The sequence below is a fragment of the Ensifer sp. Root31 genome (assembly GCF_001424825.1).
GTDB classification, from domain to species: domain Bacteria; phylum Pseudomonadota; class Alphaproteobacteria; order Rhizobiales; family Rhizobiaceae; genus Ensifer; species Ensifer canadensis.
On the sequence record NZ_LMCO01000012.1, the window covers coordinates 455,879 to 471,481 of the forward strand.

The following is a 15,603-nucleotide window of genomic DNA, read 5'->3' on the forward strand; positions in this document are numbered from 1 at the left end:
GTAGCTGGAATACTCCAACCCGCGTCCTTCTCAGTCGCGTTGGCGAAACGCCTTGGCGGACATCACTACCGCGACTGCCGGGATGTTGTCCGTCAGCCCTTCTTTCCGTTCGATGCCATCTGTATGCCGGCCGCGCGTCCGCCGCTCGGAACCACGACGATCTGCCTGACCTTGCCTTCTTTGAACGCTGTGAGGAAACGCTTGTAGTCCTTGAAGGCGACGCAGCCATGCGATTCCGCCCGGCCGCTGCGCAGCAGGTAGCTGTGGGTCAGGAAACCGTCTCGGCCGTGCTTGTTCTTTCCGTCGACAGGCAGCATGCGGACCGCCTCGACCCCATGGAAGCGCGTTTCGCGCATCTTGAGATTGTAGGTGTGCGGTGGGGTCGGTCCGGTCATCTTGACGTTCACGTAACGCGGATTGTCGGCCATCTTGCCGATGCCGGAATGGGCCTCGAGCACGCTGCCGTCGGGCATGTAGACCTTCGCGGCGGTGATGTCGTAGACCGCGACGCCATTTCCTGCGCGGGCACCGCCGCCGAATAGGTTGCGGAGCGCGCCGAGGCCGCCACCGGATCGATTGTCCGCCGGATTGTTCGGCCGCACAAAGGCAAGCTGTTGCTGCCTTGGCGTTTCGCGTTCTTCGGTCCTCTTGATTTCATCGGCTTTCGGTGCCGTCCCGTCTTGGACCTGCCTGATCTCTGGCTTTTCGGCTTCAACGACAGGCTTCTGAACTTGACGGCCACCGGGACGGACCTGTGGCAGCGGTCCCGAAGACGGCGTGTCCTCGTAGTCTGGCAGGGCAACGGCCTCATCTTCGGCGTTCGGGTCCGGCGAGGCCGCGAGGTCGTCCTCCATTGGTACTGTCAGCAACGCCGAAAACACAGCGCTGTCCGTTGCGCTCTGAGAGGGCCCCGCATAGGCCAACGAGACCAAGGGCTTGTCGGTTGCTACGGCGCGCGGCGGCCCGAACCGTTCCGGCGCAGGCGCGTCAAGACTGGCGATCGCGCGGCCTGGCGTGACGGAATGAGAGGCCCTGAAGTGGCTGGCGAGCTGCTCGGATGTCAATGCAGCCTGCTTCGCACCGGAACTGAAGCGTGCAGCCTTGCCACTCGTCTCGGCATCTCCAAAGATATCGGCCCTGCGGGGGAGTTTCCCTTCGGCGCCGCTAAGGCTTGCGAGCACGACGGGCTCGGCCACGGCGACCAGCCTCGGCGTCTGTTCGACCCTTGCCTGCTTGACCCACGGGCGCTCTTTTTTGTGCTGCGCCGCATAGAGTTGTGGTTTGGGCAGGAGGTTGCCCGAACCGTGACCGAAATAGCTGCCCATCGCGACTGCACCCACGACGGATCCCGCGGCCGCGCCGGCAAGGGCGATGCCGCAACAGGTGATCAGCAGTGGACGCAACAGACGGCGCAAAGACTGTGAACGAACGACCTTACTCAAACGCATCTCAAGCCAGTAAATCTCGCAAACGCTCTCGGGCCGACGAGCGACCACCGCTGCGCAATTTCCCGGATTGTCCCCTTTTTGACGACGGATCGACAAAGAATGAACAAGTATGGTTAAATTTTGCTTTCCATGAATCTCACTAGATTAAAACTGGCATCAAGGCGTCCGTTCTCGGCCGTCGAATGGGTTTGCCGGATGATCGGCGGCTGGTTTCTGAAGTGGGTAGGATGCCGGGTGTAGCCCCAGCAAGGACTACACCCGATGCGTACTCTTCAATCAGCCTACAGCGCCGCGCGTCCTATTCGACGCGCAAAGGTCGCTGTAGCACTTTGAATTGCTGCATGTTTTCGTCCTTAAATCGAATGCGATTTGAGGAAACATGCTGTAGGCGACGGTTTCTATCGAGACCGACGTGAAGGGACGGATCGGCGCGTTAGTTGAGGGGAATTGCATTATCCCCCTTGCTGGCTTGATAGACAGAAGAGAGATCGTCGTATTTGCGGCCGATTGCAGTTGCTCTTTCCTTCAAAAGCGAATGCTGCGGTTCCGGAACTCCGTCGATCAGCCCCATGATCGACTGTCCTTTCCAGAATGAATTCGTCCGATTGTAGCCCCCGGGCTCCAGCGTGAAGACTTCCTTCAGGATCTTCAAATCGTGCGGAATGGAAAACGCATCCCGGGAATCCTCGTGGCTGAAGAAGTAAAAGAAGTTGTCGAAGCCTGCCCAGGTGATCGCCGAAAGGCACATCGAGCACGGCTCATGGGTCGACAGGAAGATGAGGTCCGTCGTATCCGGCCGCTCGGATCCGGTCATCTCATAGAAGCGCTTCAGGGTGTGAACCTCCCCGTGCCATAACGGGTTCTCGGTTTCGTTGTTGGTTTCGACGAGCACAGTGGAAAGGTCCGATTTCCGCAGCAGCGCCGCTCCGAAGATCTTGTTGCCGGCCGCGACGCCGACCTCCGTGGCGGGGATGATGCCAGCCTCCATGGCTGTCAGCAGGGCGTCGAGCAGACGCGTCGTTTCGATTTCTTCTGACATTCTTCATCTCCTTGAAATGTCGGGAAAAAGTTTTGTCCGGACCAAAGTTTAGATTTCGATCCGGACAGTGATTTCAAAGCAATGCTCAGTGAGCGCCCTCAGGGATCATCGGTATTTCGATGCCTTTTTCGTCATAGAGCTTGCCGTTGAGGAAGTAGTCGCCATCGCGAAGCCGCACGATGTCCTTGTAGCGGATCGTCCGTTCTGTCCCCGCCACGAACACTGACTGCTGATCGGCATTTCCTGCTTTGAAATGGTTGAACAGCAGGTTGAGGACGATCGCCATCAACGCAGCGGAACTGATGCCGGAATGAAAGATCGTCGCGACCCAGGCCGGGAAGTGCTCGTAGAATCCCGGTGACGCGATGGGGATCATGCCGAAACCGATCGACGTCGCGACGATGATCAAGTTCATGTTGTTGTGGTAGTCGACCTTGGAGAGCGTGCGTATGCCACTTGCCGCGACCGTACCGAAAAGGACGATGCCGGCCCCACCGAGAACGGAACTTGGCACGGCTGCAACAACGCGTCCCATGACCGGCAGAAGGCCGAGGGCGACGAGAAAAAGACCGCCGGTCGCCACCACATAGCGGCTCTTCACGCCGGTTACGGCGACAAGCCCGACGTTCTGGGCAAAGGCACTCTGTGTGAACGAACCGAAGATCGGCGCGAGAATACTCGACAGCATGTCGGCCCGAAGCCCATCGCCCAGGCGGTGAGAATCAACCTTCGTTTCGACGATCTCGCCAACGGCGAGAATGTCGGCTGATGTCTCCACGAGCGTCACGATGATGACGATCAGCATCGAGACGATGGCGGCGATCTCGAAGGTGGGATAGCCGAAATGGAATATTGTCGGCAGGGCGAAGAGGGGGCCATTTCCGACTTGCGAAAAGTCGGTCATGCCAACGGCATAGGCGATGCCCGTTCCGATCACGAGCGCAAGCAGGATGGAGAGCCTTGAAACCGATGCGCTTCCAAGCTTGCTGAGCAGGAGAACGATGGCGAGCGTTGTGGCGGCCAGCTGGATATTTGCCGGGCTTCCGAAATCGGGGGAACTGTTGTTGCCGCCCATTGCCCAGAACGCGGCGACCGGCATCAGCGTCAGTCCAATGGTGGTGATGACGATACCGGTGACTAGGGGTGGGAAGAAACGGGTAATCCGTGAGAATACGGGCGTAATCAATAGCCCGATCAACGACGCCGCGATAACGGCGCCGAGAATAGACGGTATTCCCCCATTGCCGGAAATCGCCACCATTGTCGCAACCCCCGAGAACGAAACGCCCTGTACAAGCGGCAGACGGCTCCCGAAGAATGGCAATCCCAATGTTTGCAGGATGGTGGCCAGACCACCGGCAAAAAGCGACGCCGTCACCAGGAGGCCGATGTCACTTGGGCTAAGCCCCGCCGCCTGTCCGACAATAAGGGGTACGGCGACTATGCCGCCGTACATCGTCAGAACGTGCTGTAATCCATATGCGATATTGGCGCCGATGCTGAGTTTTTCGTCTTCCGGGCGCCTGCTTGATGCACTTCCCTCTTTTATAATTGCCAAGGTAAACTCCTCCATACCTTTGCTGAGTTGCGTTTTGAGTTGAACCCCATTTCGGTCAGACACGTCGGCATAGCCATCGGGGCACAGGCCTATGCCGAGCATGGGCTCATGCCTGAATGAGAGATCGTTGCCGCTTATCGTCGACGTTGCTGGAACGCGCACGAGAGACGTGTCGTCGTGCAACAGGGGCAGGGTGTCCGAACCGAATTTCAGGAGCGGTGCCCGGCGGCGCTGCGCGCTCTAAGAGGTGAACCGGATCATCGAAGAGACCGAGCGGCAAGGCAGTTTCGCCACCCTCGATCGAACGGATCCTGATTCCGCGAACGAAATCGAGGCTGCCGATAATTTTATGGATACCCTGGGACCGAGCAATGACTGTGAAACGCTTCGAGTGGACGTCGACCAGCTCTGATGCGACCACGTCGCTCTTGGCAGGGGACTTGCGACGGGCGTCAGACTGGCGCGTATTGCGGCAGATAACGCAATGAAAGCCATAGACTAACCGACCAGCGGTTGAGGTCTTCCAATCATGCTCAAAGCAAAAAATATTACCAAAGGGAAGTTCGGTTTCCATGCCCCCACCAGCTCCATAGTTGAACTGGCAATTGGCCAGTTTCGCTAGGACCCTGTTCCAGGAGGTGCGAACTCCGGATCGTCATCAACGTGGGTTGAACGGGGCAATTCTTGCGAGGCACAGGCCTACGCTTCAATTAACGATGCAATGTTTTTACAGATACTGTCAAGGGGGCCAAGGAGACGTTATCGCTTATCGAGATCGTTCCTTCACGAGATCGATGAAGGCGCGTAGTTTGGCGGGCGCGTGCCGGCGCCCGGGGTAGTAGAGGCTGAGGCCGGGATAGGCCGGGGTCCAGTCATCCAGCACCTGGATCAGCCGTCTCGCCGCCAGATCCTCGGCGACCAGGTCTTCCGTGATCAGCAACAGGCCGACGCCGGCGAGAACCGCCTCGTGCATCAATGCGGTTTCGTCGAGCGTCAGGACGCCGGGAACGTCAATCTCCACCGTCTCGCCGCGCTTCTCGAATTCCCAGCGATAGATCGAACCGGAGGACATGCGCATGCGGATGCAGACATGGCGCAGCAGGTCGGCGGGCACGCGCGGCTGTTCGCGGCCCGCAAAATAGGCGGGCGACCCGACGACGATGGAACGGATCGTCCGGCTGAACGGCACGGCGATCATGTCCGCCGGTAGGCTCTCCTGAAGGCGGAAGCCGGCATCAAATCCTTCCTCCACAAGATCGATCAGCCGATTGTCGGTCACCAGCTCGACCTTCATCTCCGGATAGCGCCGGAGATATTCGAGGATCAGCGGCGACAGGATCATCCGCGCTGCGCCGAGCGAGGTGTTCAGCCGCAGCGTGCCGGAAGGGCGCTCGCGGTGCTGATCGACATTCTCGATGGCGGCGTGGATTTGCGAAAGGGCCGGAGCGACCTCCGCGATGAACTGCTCGCCCGCCGCCGACAGCGAAACGCTGCGGGTGGTGCGATCGAACAGGCGTACGCCAAGCCGCGCCTCGAGACCCGCGACCGCGTGACTGAGGGCTGAGGAGGACATGCCAAGGTCGCGGGCGGCGGCGCGAAATCCACCGCGTCGGGCCACCGCCACCACGGCTTCCAGTTCAATCAGGCCGCTGCGATTCATTGCGCTGGTTTCCGGGACAGTTTGCGTCTCTTTCACGGTCTTATACACGCAATCGGAAGGCGCTACATCCTGGTTTCAACAGGAGAACGACTATGCGCGATATCAACGAAATCTACATCGATGGCGCCTTCGTCACGCCGCACGGGACTGAGCGGTTCCAGCTTTTCAACCCGACTACCGAACAAGCGATCGGCGCGGTGCGCCTGGGCGACGTCGAGGACGCCCGCGGCGCAATTGCTGCTGCGAAACGCGCGCTGCCGGCGTGGTCGCAGACCAGCAAGGAGGAGCGGATCGTCCTGTTGCGCCGTTTCCATGACGTGGTCGCCGCCCGGTTCGACGATCAGCTCGACGCTATCGTCGAGGAATACGGCGCGCCGAAGAGCCGCGCCGGTTGGATGGTGAACATGGCGGCCACTGCCTTTCTGGAGGCGGCGGAAACGCTTGAGGCTTATGATTTCAACCAGACCATCGGCCGTGCGGACGTGCGCATGATGCCCTTGGGCGTCGTCGCCGCCATCACGCCCTGGAACAGCAATGCCTCCTTCATCTGCGGCAAGATGGCGATGGCTATCGCCGCCGGCTGCACCATCGTGATCAAACCCAGCGAAATGAGCGCAATCCAGACCCGGATCGTCACCGAGGCGCTGCATGAGGCGGGTGCTCCTGCAGGTCTGTTCAACATCGTCACCGGACGGGGTGATGTCGTCGGTGCGGAGTTCGCCTCTCACCCCGACGTCGCCAAGGTGACGTTCACCGGTTCGACAGCAGTTGGACGGTCGATCCTGCGGTCGGCCGCAGAGACGATGAAACGCGTGACGCTGGAGCTCGGTGGCAAGGGGCCGCAAATCATTTTGGACGATGCCGATCTCGATGAGGCGATCCCAGTGGTGGTGGCGTCCGGTTTCATGAACAGCGGCCAGGCTTGCGTAGCGGGGACGCGGGTTCTCGTCCCGGAACGCAGAATGGCAGAGACCCTGGCGAGGCTGAAGGCCGAGGTCGAGGCGGTCCGCGCCGGCGATCCGACCAACCCCGAAGTGTCCGTTGGCCCAATGGTCAGCCGGAAGCAGTGGGACCGGGTGCAATCCTATCTGAAGCTTGGACAGGAGGAAGGCGCGACGCTGCTGGTCGGCGGCGAGGGCCGACCTGAAGGCCTTGAGCGCGGCTGGTTCGTGCAGCCGACCGTCTTTGCCAACGTCACCAACGACATGCGGATCGCGCGCGAGGAAATCTTCGGACCTGTGCTGAGCGTGATCGGTTACGCCACGGAGGAAGACGCTATCGCCATCGCCAACGACACGACCTACGGCTTGCAATCCTATGTCCTGTCGTCAGATCCCGTGCGGGCGCGACGGGTTGCCGCGCGCCTGGAGGCCGGGCGAGTCGTCATCAACGGAGCACCCCACGAGCCCCTGGCACCCTTCGGTGGGTTCAAACAGTCGGGAATTGGCCGCGAACGCGGCGTCGTGGGCCTGGAGGCTCATCTTGAGCCCAAGGCGATCCTTGGCTGAGGCAATCGATGGCGTCTCTCGAGGTCTGTCTCGACCTCGAGAGACCCCTGATCGTCCTGCTGGACGCCGATCTTTCGGAAGACGCCGGAACGGATTTCTTCGCAAGCGGCGATGACGCCGTCTCCAGCTTCCAATGGTCAGCCGCAGCAGGCGAACATTGACAACATTGGCGTTCAGCTTCATGTCAGCGGTTGCATCCATGGTGCTCGAAAAGGAGCACGTTGGATGAAATTTGGATCCATAAGACCAATCCTGTGGGCGACACTCGCGGCCGCATTGATCATCGGAGGGTACCTCGGCGGTATCCAGCTTTCCGGGAACTTCCACGAGGTTGTTCCGGGCGAGCTCTACCGTTCGAACCAGCCGACGTCGGCGCAGATCGCCGACTACGCCAAGCGATTTGGCATTAGGTCGATCGTCAATCTTCGTGGTGTCGACAACGGCGCGGCTTGGTATCGCGATGAGGTCGCAACTGCCGCAGCGCTCGGTCTGAAACATGTGGACTTCAGGATGTCCGCGAGCCACGAGATGACACTCGATCAATCCTTGAACCTCGTATTGCTGCTGCGCGATGTTCCCAAACCGGCCCTCATTCACTGCCGGTCAGGCGCCGACCGCACGGGGCTTGCTTCGGTCATCTATCTCCAGCAAATCGCCAAGGCCGACGAAGAGACCGCCGAAAAACAGCTGTCGATACGCTTCGGGCACATCGGGATCCCCTACCTTTCCCCCAGCTACGCAATGGATGAGAACTGGGAGATGTTGGAGAAGGTCTTCGGCCTCGCCGGTTAGGGCATTTCCAGGAAAAGTGCCAAGCGACGTTCCGTGAGGAAATGTTTGGAAACAAAGAGATGGAGCATTTCTTTCACACCGCTTAAATCGGAAGCGCTCTAACCGGCACTCTCCTCGGGGCGGGGCAGATAACGCCTGGCGATCATCCAGCAGATCGTTGCCCATGTCGCACCCGCACACCAACCGCCAAATACATCTGTCGGATAGTGAACGCCGAGGTATATCCGGCTCAATCCGACCATCAAAGTCAGCGCCAGGGCCACGGCGATGACGTAGAGACGCGTGGCGCGGTTCGATTGGACCCGCGAGAGAAGCAGGCCCAACGTCAGATAGGTAACCGCAGACAGCATCGCATGCCCGCTTGGAAAGCTGAGATCATGCACATCGACCAGGTGGGGCACGATGTCGGGTCGAGGTCTCGCAACCCCGATTTTCAGAAGCGTGCTCAGCAACCATCCACCCAGAACCGAGAGCAGTACGAACATACCGGTGGCGCGACGCGATGCGAGAACCAGATAGCCGACTGTAACGATAGTGACGAGGGTCAGTACGGTGGTGCCACCGAGGCTGGTGATGTCGGTGACCACATGCGTCAACCATCCGGGCCCGATGGGAGCGGAGAGGTTGCCGGGCTGGCGCAGCGCGCGCAGGATCGCCTCATCGAACGCGCGCGTTTCTCCCTCGACCACCTCGCTCGTCAGCCTAATGAAGACAAAGGCGCCTCCGGATGCCAGTGCAAAGGCGGCGATGCCTAGGGGCCCATACGCCCTCATGCGTCTGTAAAACCGTTCGGTTAGCGCGGCGATCTTGGACAAGGCGGGCTCCCGCTGGGTTAAAGGCGCACGGCGGCCTCGAAGCCGCCCAACCTCCCGGTCGCAGGAGATTGGAGTGCCAGGCTGCCGTTCATCTGCTCGACGAAGCGCTTGACGATCGACAGCCCAAGTCCAGAGCCGGCCGCTTGCGTTGGTCCGCGCGTGAACCGTCTCGTCAGGCCCGCCAATGTCGGTTGATCGAGGACGGCGCTTTCATTGACGACGCGGATGCCATCAGTGCCGAAATAGACATCGACGACACTGCCCGACGGGCTGTGGACCAATGCATTCTCAAGCAGGTTGCGCACGACGATCGCGAAGGCATCCGGGCGGATTTGCCGCTCGAGGCGCGCCTCATCCGGCGCATGAAGCACGATGCGCCCCGCGCCCAACGCAGATCGCCCGATGTCTTCGATGACAACCTGCAGGACCGGGAAGAGGTCCGTTTTTTCGTCCGACACGCCGATGCCTGCTTCAGCGCGCGACATCTGCAGCAGTTTTTCCGCCAGCCGCCCCAGATGTTGAAGCGATCGTTCGATCTGTCCGACACGGGCAGACAGCGAAGGCGGCACCTCCGCGAGCAGCCGTTGGGTCTGCGCCAGCGCGCCGGCAATCGGTGTGCGCAACTCGTGTGCGCTGTTGGCGGTGAATTCCCGCTCGGATTCGAGAACGGCCCGCAGTCGATCCAGCAGCAAGTTGACGGAGCGGGCGATCGGGCGAAGCTCGACCGGGAGCCCGGCTTCATCCACCGGCACCATGTTGCCACCATCCTTGGTGCCGATATCGTCGCGCAGCCCTTCAATTGGAGACAGGGTCATACGGACGACGAGGATGATGGCAATGATGCTGGCGGGAATGAGTGCCAGGATCGGGAAAAAGAGGGCCATTCCCCCCTCGATTGCAGCCTCGCGCCTATTGTCGAGGGAGTCCGCCACTTGGATGTAGAATGAGCCGTCCGCGGTCCCGGCCGTGTATATCCGGTGCGTATCGTTCTGCGAGAAGCCGACCTCGAGGGGGGCCGGGAAGGGCTCGGCAGGCGCATCCCTCGATTTCAACAGGATCTGCCCGTCCCGACCGCGAACCTGGTAGACAAGATATTCGCGGTTGCTGGCTGCTTTTTCTGCCGGGCGTCGTAGCGCATCGCCCGCATCCCGCCCGGCCAGATCGTCGATGACGATCGGAAGCAGGCGTTCGGCGGTTTCCTGAATGCCGCTATCGAAAATCTCGGAAAACTCGTCCTGCATGATGAGGATGCCAAATCCCATGGCGACGAGCCAGAAAACCGCGACGACACTTGTGATCGCGACGACGAGCTTGCGGGTCATGCTTGGTTTCTGGAACATGGTCACTCACTTGATGCAGTAGCCCACACCCCGAACAGTTTCGATGCGGTCATGGCCGATCTTTTTTCGCAGCCGGCTGATGTAGACCTCGACCGTGTTACTTTCGATCTCGGCGCCGAAGGCGTAAAGCTCCTCGTGAAGCTGTGCCTTGGACACAATTGCTCCGGGTCTGGCCGCCAGTTTGTCCAGGACGGCCCATTCGCGGGCGCTCAAGAGCTGGACCTCATTGTCTACCACCACGTTTCGGTTGATCTGGTCTATCTCGATCCCGGGTAGGCGAATGGTCGAGGTTGGCTTGCCCGCATAGCGCCTCGATACCGCCAGCATGCGCGCAGTCAATTCGTCGAGGTCGAAGGGTTTGACGAGATAGTCGTCTGCCCCGCTGTTAAGTCCCTCGATCCGATCGGATACTTGATCGTGCGCTGTCAGGATGATGACCGGCGTTGCATCCTGACGTGAGCGTAAAGACCGGAGCAATGACAGTCCATCTCCATCCGGCAATCTCAGGTCGAGAAGGATAAGCCCGTATTCGACCGTCCCCGTTGCCGACATCGCATCAACGACGCTTAAGAACCAGTCTACGGCATGGCCCGCGGCGGCGACGTGATCACGCAGCGCCTCCCCCAGGACCTGATCGTCTTCCACAAGCAGAACGCGCAAGCTACCATCCGCCACCAAACAACCTCTGCCTATTGTCGCCCATAGGCATGCGTCAAGTCGATTGTTTTTCGATCGGGCGGATTGCTCATGAGGCCATGGCTCCCTTGCCTGCCGAAAAGGCGCCGAGTTGTGGATCGTAGGCTGCGGGATCCCTGGCATGAACCCGAAGGGCGCGAGACGATGGAAGCCATCGTCTCCGGGCAGGGTGCCCGGCAGCCGGCGCCCTTAGAGCGAAGTCTTCGGTTCGCGAAACGCACCGTGCTTCTTGAAGTGGCTGACCAATGCGGTCGCCATGCCGACAAGCGCCATCAGGGCAGCCAGAACAAGCAGATAGGATCGCCGGTGCTCAAGGTTCTCGGCGATGGCGAACCGATACATTTCCGTTGCGAGGATGGCGAGCAGAGCGGCTGAGACAGTCGAATAATCCTTGGCGACGACGCGTTTGAAATTGAATGACATCCCGTCGATCGAGTGACGGAAGTTCTCAAGCCGCAGCGCCCAGCGCGGCACGTCTCGACAATAGGCCCGATAGGCTTCGCCGAACTTCTGCTCCAGGAAAACTTCCTCGGCATAGACGATGCATTGGTACATGAAGGCAAACAGGCCAACGCCAATCGCAATGACCAGCGGATTGCCGTGCAGCAGGAAAATGCCGGTATAGACGAGCATGTTGCCCACATAGAGCGGGTTTCGGCAGACGCCGAACATGCCTTCGGTGACCAGGTCCTTTGCGTAGACCCTCTTGTTCAACCCGCCGCGCTTAATGTAGGCGTAGCCCACCACGACCGTGCGTAATGCCAGCGCGGCGAGAACAACAGCAATGGCGGCCGCGGTCTTCAGCAGGTTCGCTGTCCCGCTGCCCCACATTTCGGTTGACGGCGGCACCAGGATGAATAGTGCCAGGATGATGGCCGGGAAGACCTGGTTGCGGTACCGGAAGAAGAAATTACCGAGCTGTATCATTAGCGTCTTCATGTCGGCGCCCTACTTGACTGCGACGATGCCGCAGAAATTGTACCAGCGGAAAAAGACTTCGACGCTGCGGAAGCCCACTTCTTTCAGCAGTTGCAGGTTTTCCTCCAGGCGATAGGGGATCAAGACATTCTCCAGGGCTTCGCGCTTCTTGGATATCTCGATCTCGGAGTAGCCGTTGCGCCGCTTGAAATCGTAGTAGTGCTGGATGAAGAGCCGGTTGAAGGTCGTATCTTCACCCGTCAGCTTCTCGACGAGAAGCAGGCAGCCTCGATCGTTGAGAGCTTGATACATCATGCGCATAACGCGTTCGCGGTAGAGCGGACGAATGAACTGCAGCGTCAGCAACATGGTGACGACGCTCGCATTGTCCATGTCCACGCCCTGATGGAGGTCGGCGACCTTGAGGTCGATCTGCCTGCGGGGTGCCGATGCGTCTATCTTCTGGCGCGCCTTGTCGAGCATGTCGGGCGCATTGTCGATGCCGACGAAGCGAACGCTCGGCTCGATGACGCCGTCGAGGCTTAGAAGGGTCGTGGCTGTGGAGCAGCCGATGTCATAGACGTTGGTGTCGGGTTGCGCGAAATCACGCGCAAGCTCGCACACCATGCGCTGCATTTCCTCGTAGTAAGGAACGGAGCGGCCGACCATGTCGTCGAACACATCCGCAACCGTTGCGTTGAAGGCGAAATCCCCGACCTGTTGGTCGTCGCGGGCAAAGACTTCGTCCTTCCCGCTGGAGCGAAGATGCAGGTGTTGTGCCTTGTTGGCCATGGGTCGCAATCCGATTGATACCTTGCGTCATGACCTTCATCGCAGGCGATGAAGGTCTACCGACATTCGCAACAGGCCATTCGAACCTGACATGAACCTGAACGACGGTTGATCCCACTCATCGGATCGTTCCGGCAGGAGAATCCGACCGCCGATCTTGTCATCCAATCGCTCGCGCTGGGCTCGCTTGAGAGGCCCGACCTAACCATCACATATCGGCGAAGCGCCGACGCTCGCGAAGTGTCATCGGCGTTCCTGCTGGATAGGACGATGGCGGTCTGCTCGCCGAAATTGATAGCGGGAAGCAGGGGGCAGCTCGAGGCCAGTGACATCCTCGATTTGCCCATCTTGCTGGACACGGCAGACGCATGGTCTTGGCGGTGCTGGTGCAGTTCTGCGGCGCTCACGTTCGAGCCTCGGGGCGGAAGCATCGCTTTCGATACCGACGAGGCGTCGATCGACGCTTGTATCTCGGGATTGGGAGTAGGACAGGCAAGCCCGCTGTTTATCGAACACGAGCTGAGATCGGGTTAGCTTAGCCTTGGCGGCGTCGGTGTTGCCGGTGGTCGGTGCTTACGAGACCTCAAGGCCCGTCGAATTCGGCATGGCAGGCGTTTTCCTGAAATGGTTGGAGAAATGGACGAACGTCGAGGTTGATTGACAGAGATTCGACGTTCATGCTTTGCGCTACGAAATCCGGCGTTTCCACTATCGCAACGGTCTCTGCCCACACGTTTGGGCAGAGACCGTTGAAATCGGTTGGCCAACTGCTTCAGGACTTGGCGGCGGCAGCACGCAGTGTGCGGTATTGTGCCGTCGGAAGCCCACCCCAGCCCCAGTTATCAAGATCGACCTCTTCGATCACGACATAGGTCGATTCAAGCGGCTTGTGCAGAACATTGAGCAGCACCTCGCTGACGCCCTTGATGATGGCCGCCTTTTCCTCCGCCGACACCGAATTGCGGCCGGGCGTGGTTCCTTCGCGGGTAACCTGTACGGTGACAATAGGCATTGCAGTCTCCTTGCCGAGAGTTGGTTCGGTAAATCATCGGATTTGGTGGGCCGGCGCGGGGATCGTCCCGAGCCAGCACCATGAGGTTACCAGCGCCCGGCGTTCTGGCCGCCATCGACATGGAGGATCTCGCCGGTGACGAAGCTCGCGTTCTCCAGATAGAGTACGGCGTCGACGATATCGCGGATTTCGCCCATCCGGCCAACCGGATGCAGCGCAGAGAGGGCCGCGTGTGTCTCGGGCGCGTGCATGGGGGTCTTGATAACCCCTGGAGATACCGCGTTGACGCGAACCCCGCTCTTCGAGAATTCCATGGCAAGCGACTGGGTGACCGCGTTCAGCCCACCCTTGGTCAGGGAAGCAAGCGCTGAAGGCAGGCCGACGATCGGCTGATTGACCAGGCTTGTGGTGATGCTGACAATGTGGCCCGAGCCCTGCTTCAACATTTCGGCCGCGGCACGCTGGGTAATGTGGAAGAATCCGGCGACATTGACCCCGAGGTTGTGATCATAGTCTTCCTGGGTCATTTCAATGAACGGCTTGGCAAGAAACACGCCGGCGTTGTTCACCAGCGAGTCGATGCGACCGAAGCGCTCCATACCTTCGCGGACGATCCGTTCGGCGGTCTCCGGCCTGCTGATGTCGCCGGGCACGGCGAGAATGTCCGGGTCGGCCGTGGCCGCGATCGACCTGGAACTGGCTATGACGCGAAAGTTTCGGTCACGGTAGGCGCGAACCAGGGCGGCGCCGATGCCTTGTGACGCGCCGGTGATAATGACGACCTTCTGTTCGGTATTCATGATGTGATCCTTTCTCAATGGCAGCGACCGTCTGATCGACGCCCGCCCGACGCCCTCGGCGTTGGTGCTATTGATTTAGATCTATCCTGAAATCGGGAGAATGGTCAGAAGTTGGACGTCAGTCATTCGAATATCGGCATAATCAAGGGAGCGTACCTGCTTCTGCAGCCAGTCGGGCAAATTCGGAGCGCAGACGTGGCGTGGCGAAATCGACAAAGGCTCGAACCTTGGGCACGGACATGCGCCCCTGGGGTGCGAGCAAATGAACGGGCAGGGGTGGGTGCTCGGCGTCGGCGAGGACGATCTTCAGTCGCCCGTCTTTGACATGTTCAGCGACATGATAGGAATAGAGCCTGGCTACGCCTCTACCCGCGACGGCCGAAGCAGCGGCGGCCCGAACGCTGTTGACGATCAATCTCGGCGTGAAGTGAACCGTCCGCGGAATGGTCGAGTCTTCTGCCGGTGTGAAGTTCCAGGAATCGAGACCGAAATTGGTAAAGGCGATGATCTGGTGCTTTGTGAGGTCGGCTGGCACCTCGATGACGGGATGATTGGCGAGATAGCGGGGAGAAGCGACCACCACGCGCCTGACATCACCGCCCAATCGCGTGGAAATATGTGACGAATCCGCCAGATGGCCAATACGCAACGCAATGTCGACGCCTTCGTCCACCAGGTTGACGAACCGATCGAGCAGCAGCAGCCGGGCAGAAACAGCCGGGTGGACGTCGAGGAAATCATCCAGGATCGGACGCATAACCTCGTCCCCTATGATCGGCGGCACGGAAATGGTCAGCGTTCCACGCGGAGCCGCACGCTCACCGCCGGCGAGCATGTCGGCCTCCTCGAGATCGATCAGCACCCGCCGACAGGCAGTCGCGTAGCGTTGGCCGGCCTCGCTGAGCTTGAGTGTGCGGGTCGTGCGATGCAGCAGTTCGGCACCCACATGCGCTTCCAGGAAGCTCAGCGCGCGACTGACCGCCGTCGGGGAGCGCTTCAGCCGACGGGCAGCACCTGCGAGGCTGCCCTCGTCGATCGCGGTCACGAACACTTTCATTGCATCAATGCGATCCATTATTCTGCCGATCTCCGGTGTAGTGCCTATCAGCAGGCAAGTATTCGCCCGAAACTGGCAATAGGTAAATATGCGAACCGAAGGCACCTTCGGTTCCTCTCGGTCGAGATCGATATCGGCGATCGTCGCCGGCTGTGCCGAAACGCGGCT

At 60.0% G+C, this 15,603-nt stretch carries 17 protein-coding genes; 4 read left to right on the forward strand and 13 right to left on the reverse strand.

Features of this window, described 5'->3' with window-relative positions:
- Window positions 1–92: 92 nt before the first annotated feature.
- From ASD00_RS14000 to ASD00_RS14015, 5 genes are all read right to left on the reverse strand, one after another.
- Complete coding sequence (locus ASD00_RS14000) at window positions 93–1,442, reverse strand: DUF2778 domain-containing protein (RefSeq protein ID WP_225906221.1); 1,350 nt, start codon at window positions 1,440–1,442, stop codon at window positions 93–95.
- A gap of 439 nt (window positions 1,443–1,881) precedes the next feature.
- Window positions 1,882–2,487, reverse strand: a complete 606-nt coding sequence (locus ASD00_RS14005; RefSeq protein WP_057207196.1) for a nucleoside deaminase — start codon at window positions 2,485–2,487, stop codon at window positions 1,882–1,884.
- A gap of 85 nt (window positions 2,488–2,572) precedes the next feature.
- Window positions 2,573–4,060, reverse strand: a complete 1,488-nt coding sequence (locus ASD00_RS14010; protein ID WP_107026964.1) for a nucleobase:cation symporter-2 family protein — start codon at window positions 4,058–4,060, stop codon at window positions 2,573–2,575.
- 91 nt (window positions 4,061–4,151) lie between these two features.
- Window positions 4,152–4,619, reverse strand: coding sequence for a hypothetical protein (locus ASD00_RS40000; RefSeq protein ID WP_146160872.1), 468 nt, complete (start codon window positions 4,617–4,619; stop codon window positions 4,152–4,154).
- Window positions 4,620–4,811: 192 nt separating this feature from the next.
- Entirely contained in the window at window positions 4,812–5,705 is an 894-nt protein-coding gene (locus ASD00_RS14015; protein WP_057207197.1) for a LysR family transcriptional regulator, read from the reverse strand.
- A 92-nt stretch (window positions 5,706–5,797) separates the two neighbouring features.
- Here ASD00_RS14015 and ASD00_RS14020 point away from each other — a divergent pair, with 92 nt between their 5' ends.
- The 3 genes from ASD00_RS14020 to ASD00_RS14025 all read left to right on the forward strand — a co-directional run bounded on the left by ASD00_RS14020 (window position 5,798) and on the right by ASD00_RS14025 (window position 8,005).
- Window positions 5,798–7,213 (forward strand): aldehyde dehydrogenase family protein, encoded by a 1,416-nt coding sequence (locus tag ASD00_RS14020; RefSeq protein ID WP_057207198.1) that lies wholly within the window; start codon window positions 5,798–5,800, stop codon window positions 7,211–7,213.
- Window positions 7,214–7,221: 8 nt separating this feature from the next.
- Window positions 7,222–7,374: a hypothetical protein gene (locus ASD00_RS40005; RefSeq protein ID WP_156408061.1), complete on the forward strand. Its 153-nt coding sequence runs from the start codon at window positions 7,222–7,224 to the stop codon at window positions 7,372–7,374.
- Window positions 7,375–7,438: 64 nt separating this feature from the next.
- Complete coding sequence (locus tag ASD00_RS14025; protein WP_057207199.1) at window positions 7,439–8,005, forward strand: tyrosine-protein phosphatase; 567 nt, start codon at window positions 7,439–7,441, stop codon at window positions 8,003–8,005.
- Window positions 8,006–8,103: 98 nt separating this feature from the next.
- Here the strand turns inward: ASD00_RS14025 and ASD00_RS14030 are convergent, their stop codons facing one another.
- From ASD00_RS14030 to cmoA, 5 genes are all read right to left on the reverse strand, one after another.
- A complete protein-coding gene (locus tag ASD00_RS14030) occupies window positions 8,104–8,778 on the reverse strand; it encodes a phosphatase PAP2 family protein (protein ID WP_051509367.1) in 675 nt (224 codons plus the stop codon).
- Between the two features lie 59 nt (window positions 8,779–8,837).
- Entirely contained in the window at window positions 8,838–10,160 is a 1,323-nt protein-coding gene (locus tag ASD00_RS14035; protein ID WP_057207200.1) for a histidine kinase dimerization/phospho-acceptor domain-containing protein, read from the reverse strand.
- A 6-nt stretch (window positions 10,161–10,166) separates the two neighbouring features.
- Window positions 10,167–10,820 carry a response regulator transcription factor gene (locus ASD00_RS14040; protein ID WP_057207331.1) on the reverse strand — a complete coding sequence of 218 codons (654 nt, stop codon included), beginning with the start codon at window positions 10,818–10,820 and terminating at the stop codon, window positions 10,167–10,169.
- 225 nt (window positions 10,821–11,045) lie between these two features.
- Window positions 11,046–11,795 carry an isoprenylcysteine carboxylmethyltransferase family protein gene (locus tag ASD00_RS14045; protein ID WP_057207201.1) on the reverse strand — a complete coding sequence of 250 codons (750 nt, stop codon included), beginning with the start codon at window positions 11,793–11,795 and terminating at the stop codon, window positions 11,046–11,048.
- Window positions 11,796–11,804: 9 nt separating this feature from the next.
- Complete coding sequence (gene cmoA, locus ASD00_RS14050; protein ID WP_057207202.1) at window positions 11,805–12,566, reverse strand: carboxy-S-adenosyl-L-methionine synthase CmoA; 762 nt, start codon at window positions 12,564–12,566, stop codon at window positions 11,805–11,807.
- Window positions 12,567–12,674: 108 nt separating this feature from the next.
- Between cmoA and ASD00_RS14055 the strand changes: the two genes are divergently transcribed.
- The gene (locus ASD00_RS14055; protein WP_057207203.1) at window positions 12,675–13,100 is read left to right on the forward strand and encodes a LysR substrate-binding domain-containing protein; all 426 of its coding nucleotides are present in this window, start codon (window positions 12,675–12,677) and stop codon (window positions 13,098–13,100) included.
- 238 nt (window positions 13,101–13,338) lie between these two features.
- Here ASD00_RS14055 and ASD00_RS14060 read toward each other — a convergent pair whose 3' ends face one another.
- From ASD00_RS14060 to ASD00_RS14070, 3 genes are all read right to left on the reverse strand, one after another.
- On the reverse strand, window positions 13,339–13,578 hold the full coding sequence (locus tag ASD00_RS14060; protein ID WP_057207204.1) for a 4-oxalocrotonate tautomerase family protein: 240 nt from the start codon (window positions 13,576–13,578) through the stop codon (window positions 13,339–13,341).
- A gap of 86 nt (window positions 13,579–13,664) precedes the next feature.
- A complete protein-coding gene (locus ASD00_RS14065; protein ID WP_057207205.1) occupies window positions 13,665–14,378 on the reverse strand; it encodes an SDR family oxidoreductase in 714 nt (237 codons plus the stop codon).
- Between the two features lie 142 nt (window positions 14,379–14,520).
- Window positions 14,521–15,453 (reverse strand): LysR family transcriptional regulator, encoded by a 933-nt coding sequence (locus tag ASD00_RS14070; RefSeq protein WP_057207206.1) that lies wholly within the window; start codon window positions 15,451–15,453, stop codon window positions 14,521–14,523.
- Window positions 15,454–15,603 lie beyond the last annotated feature (150 nt).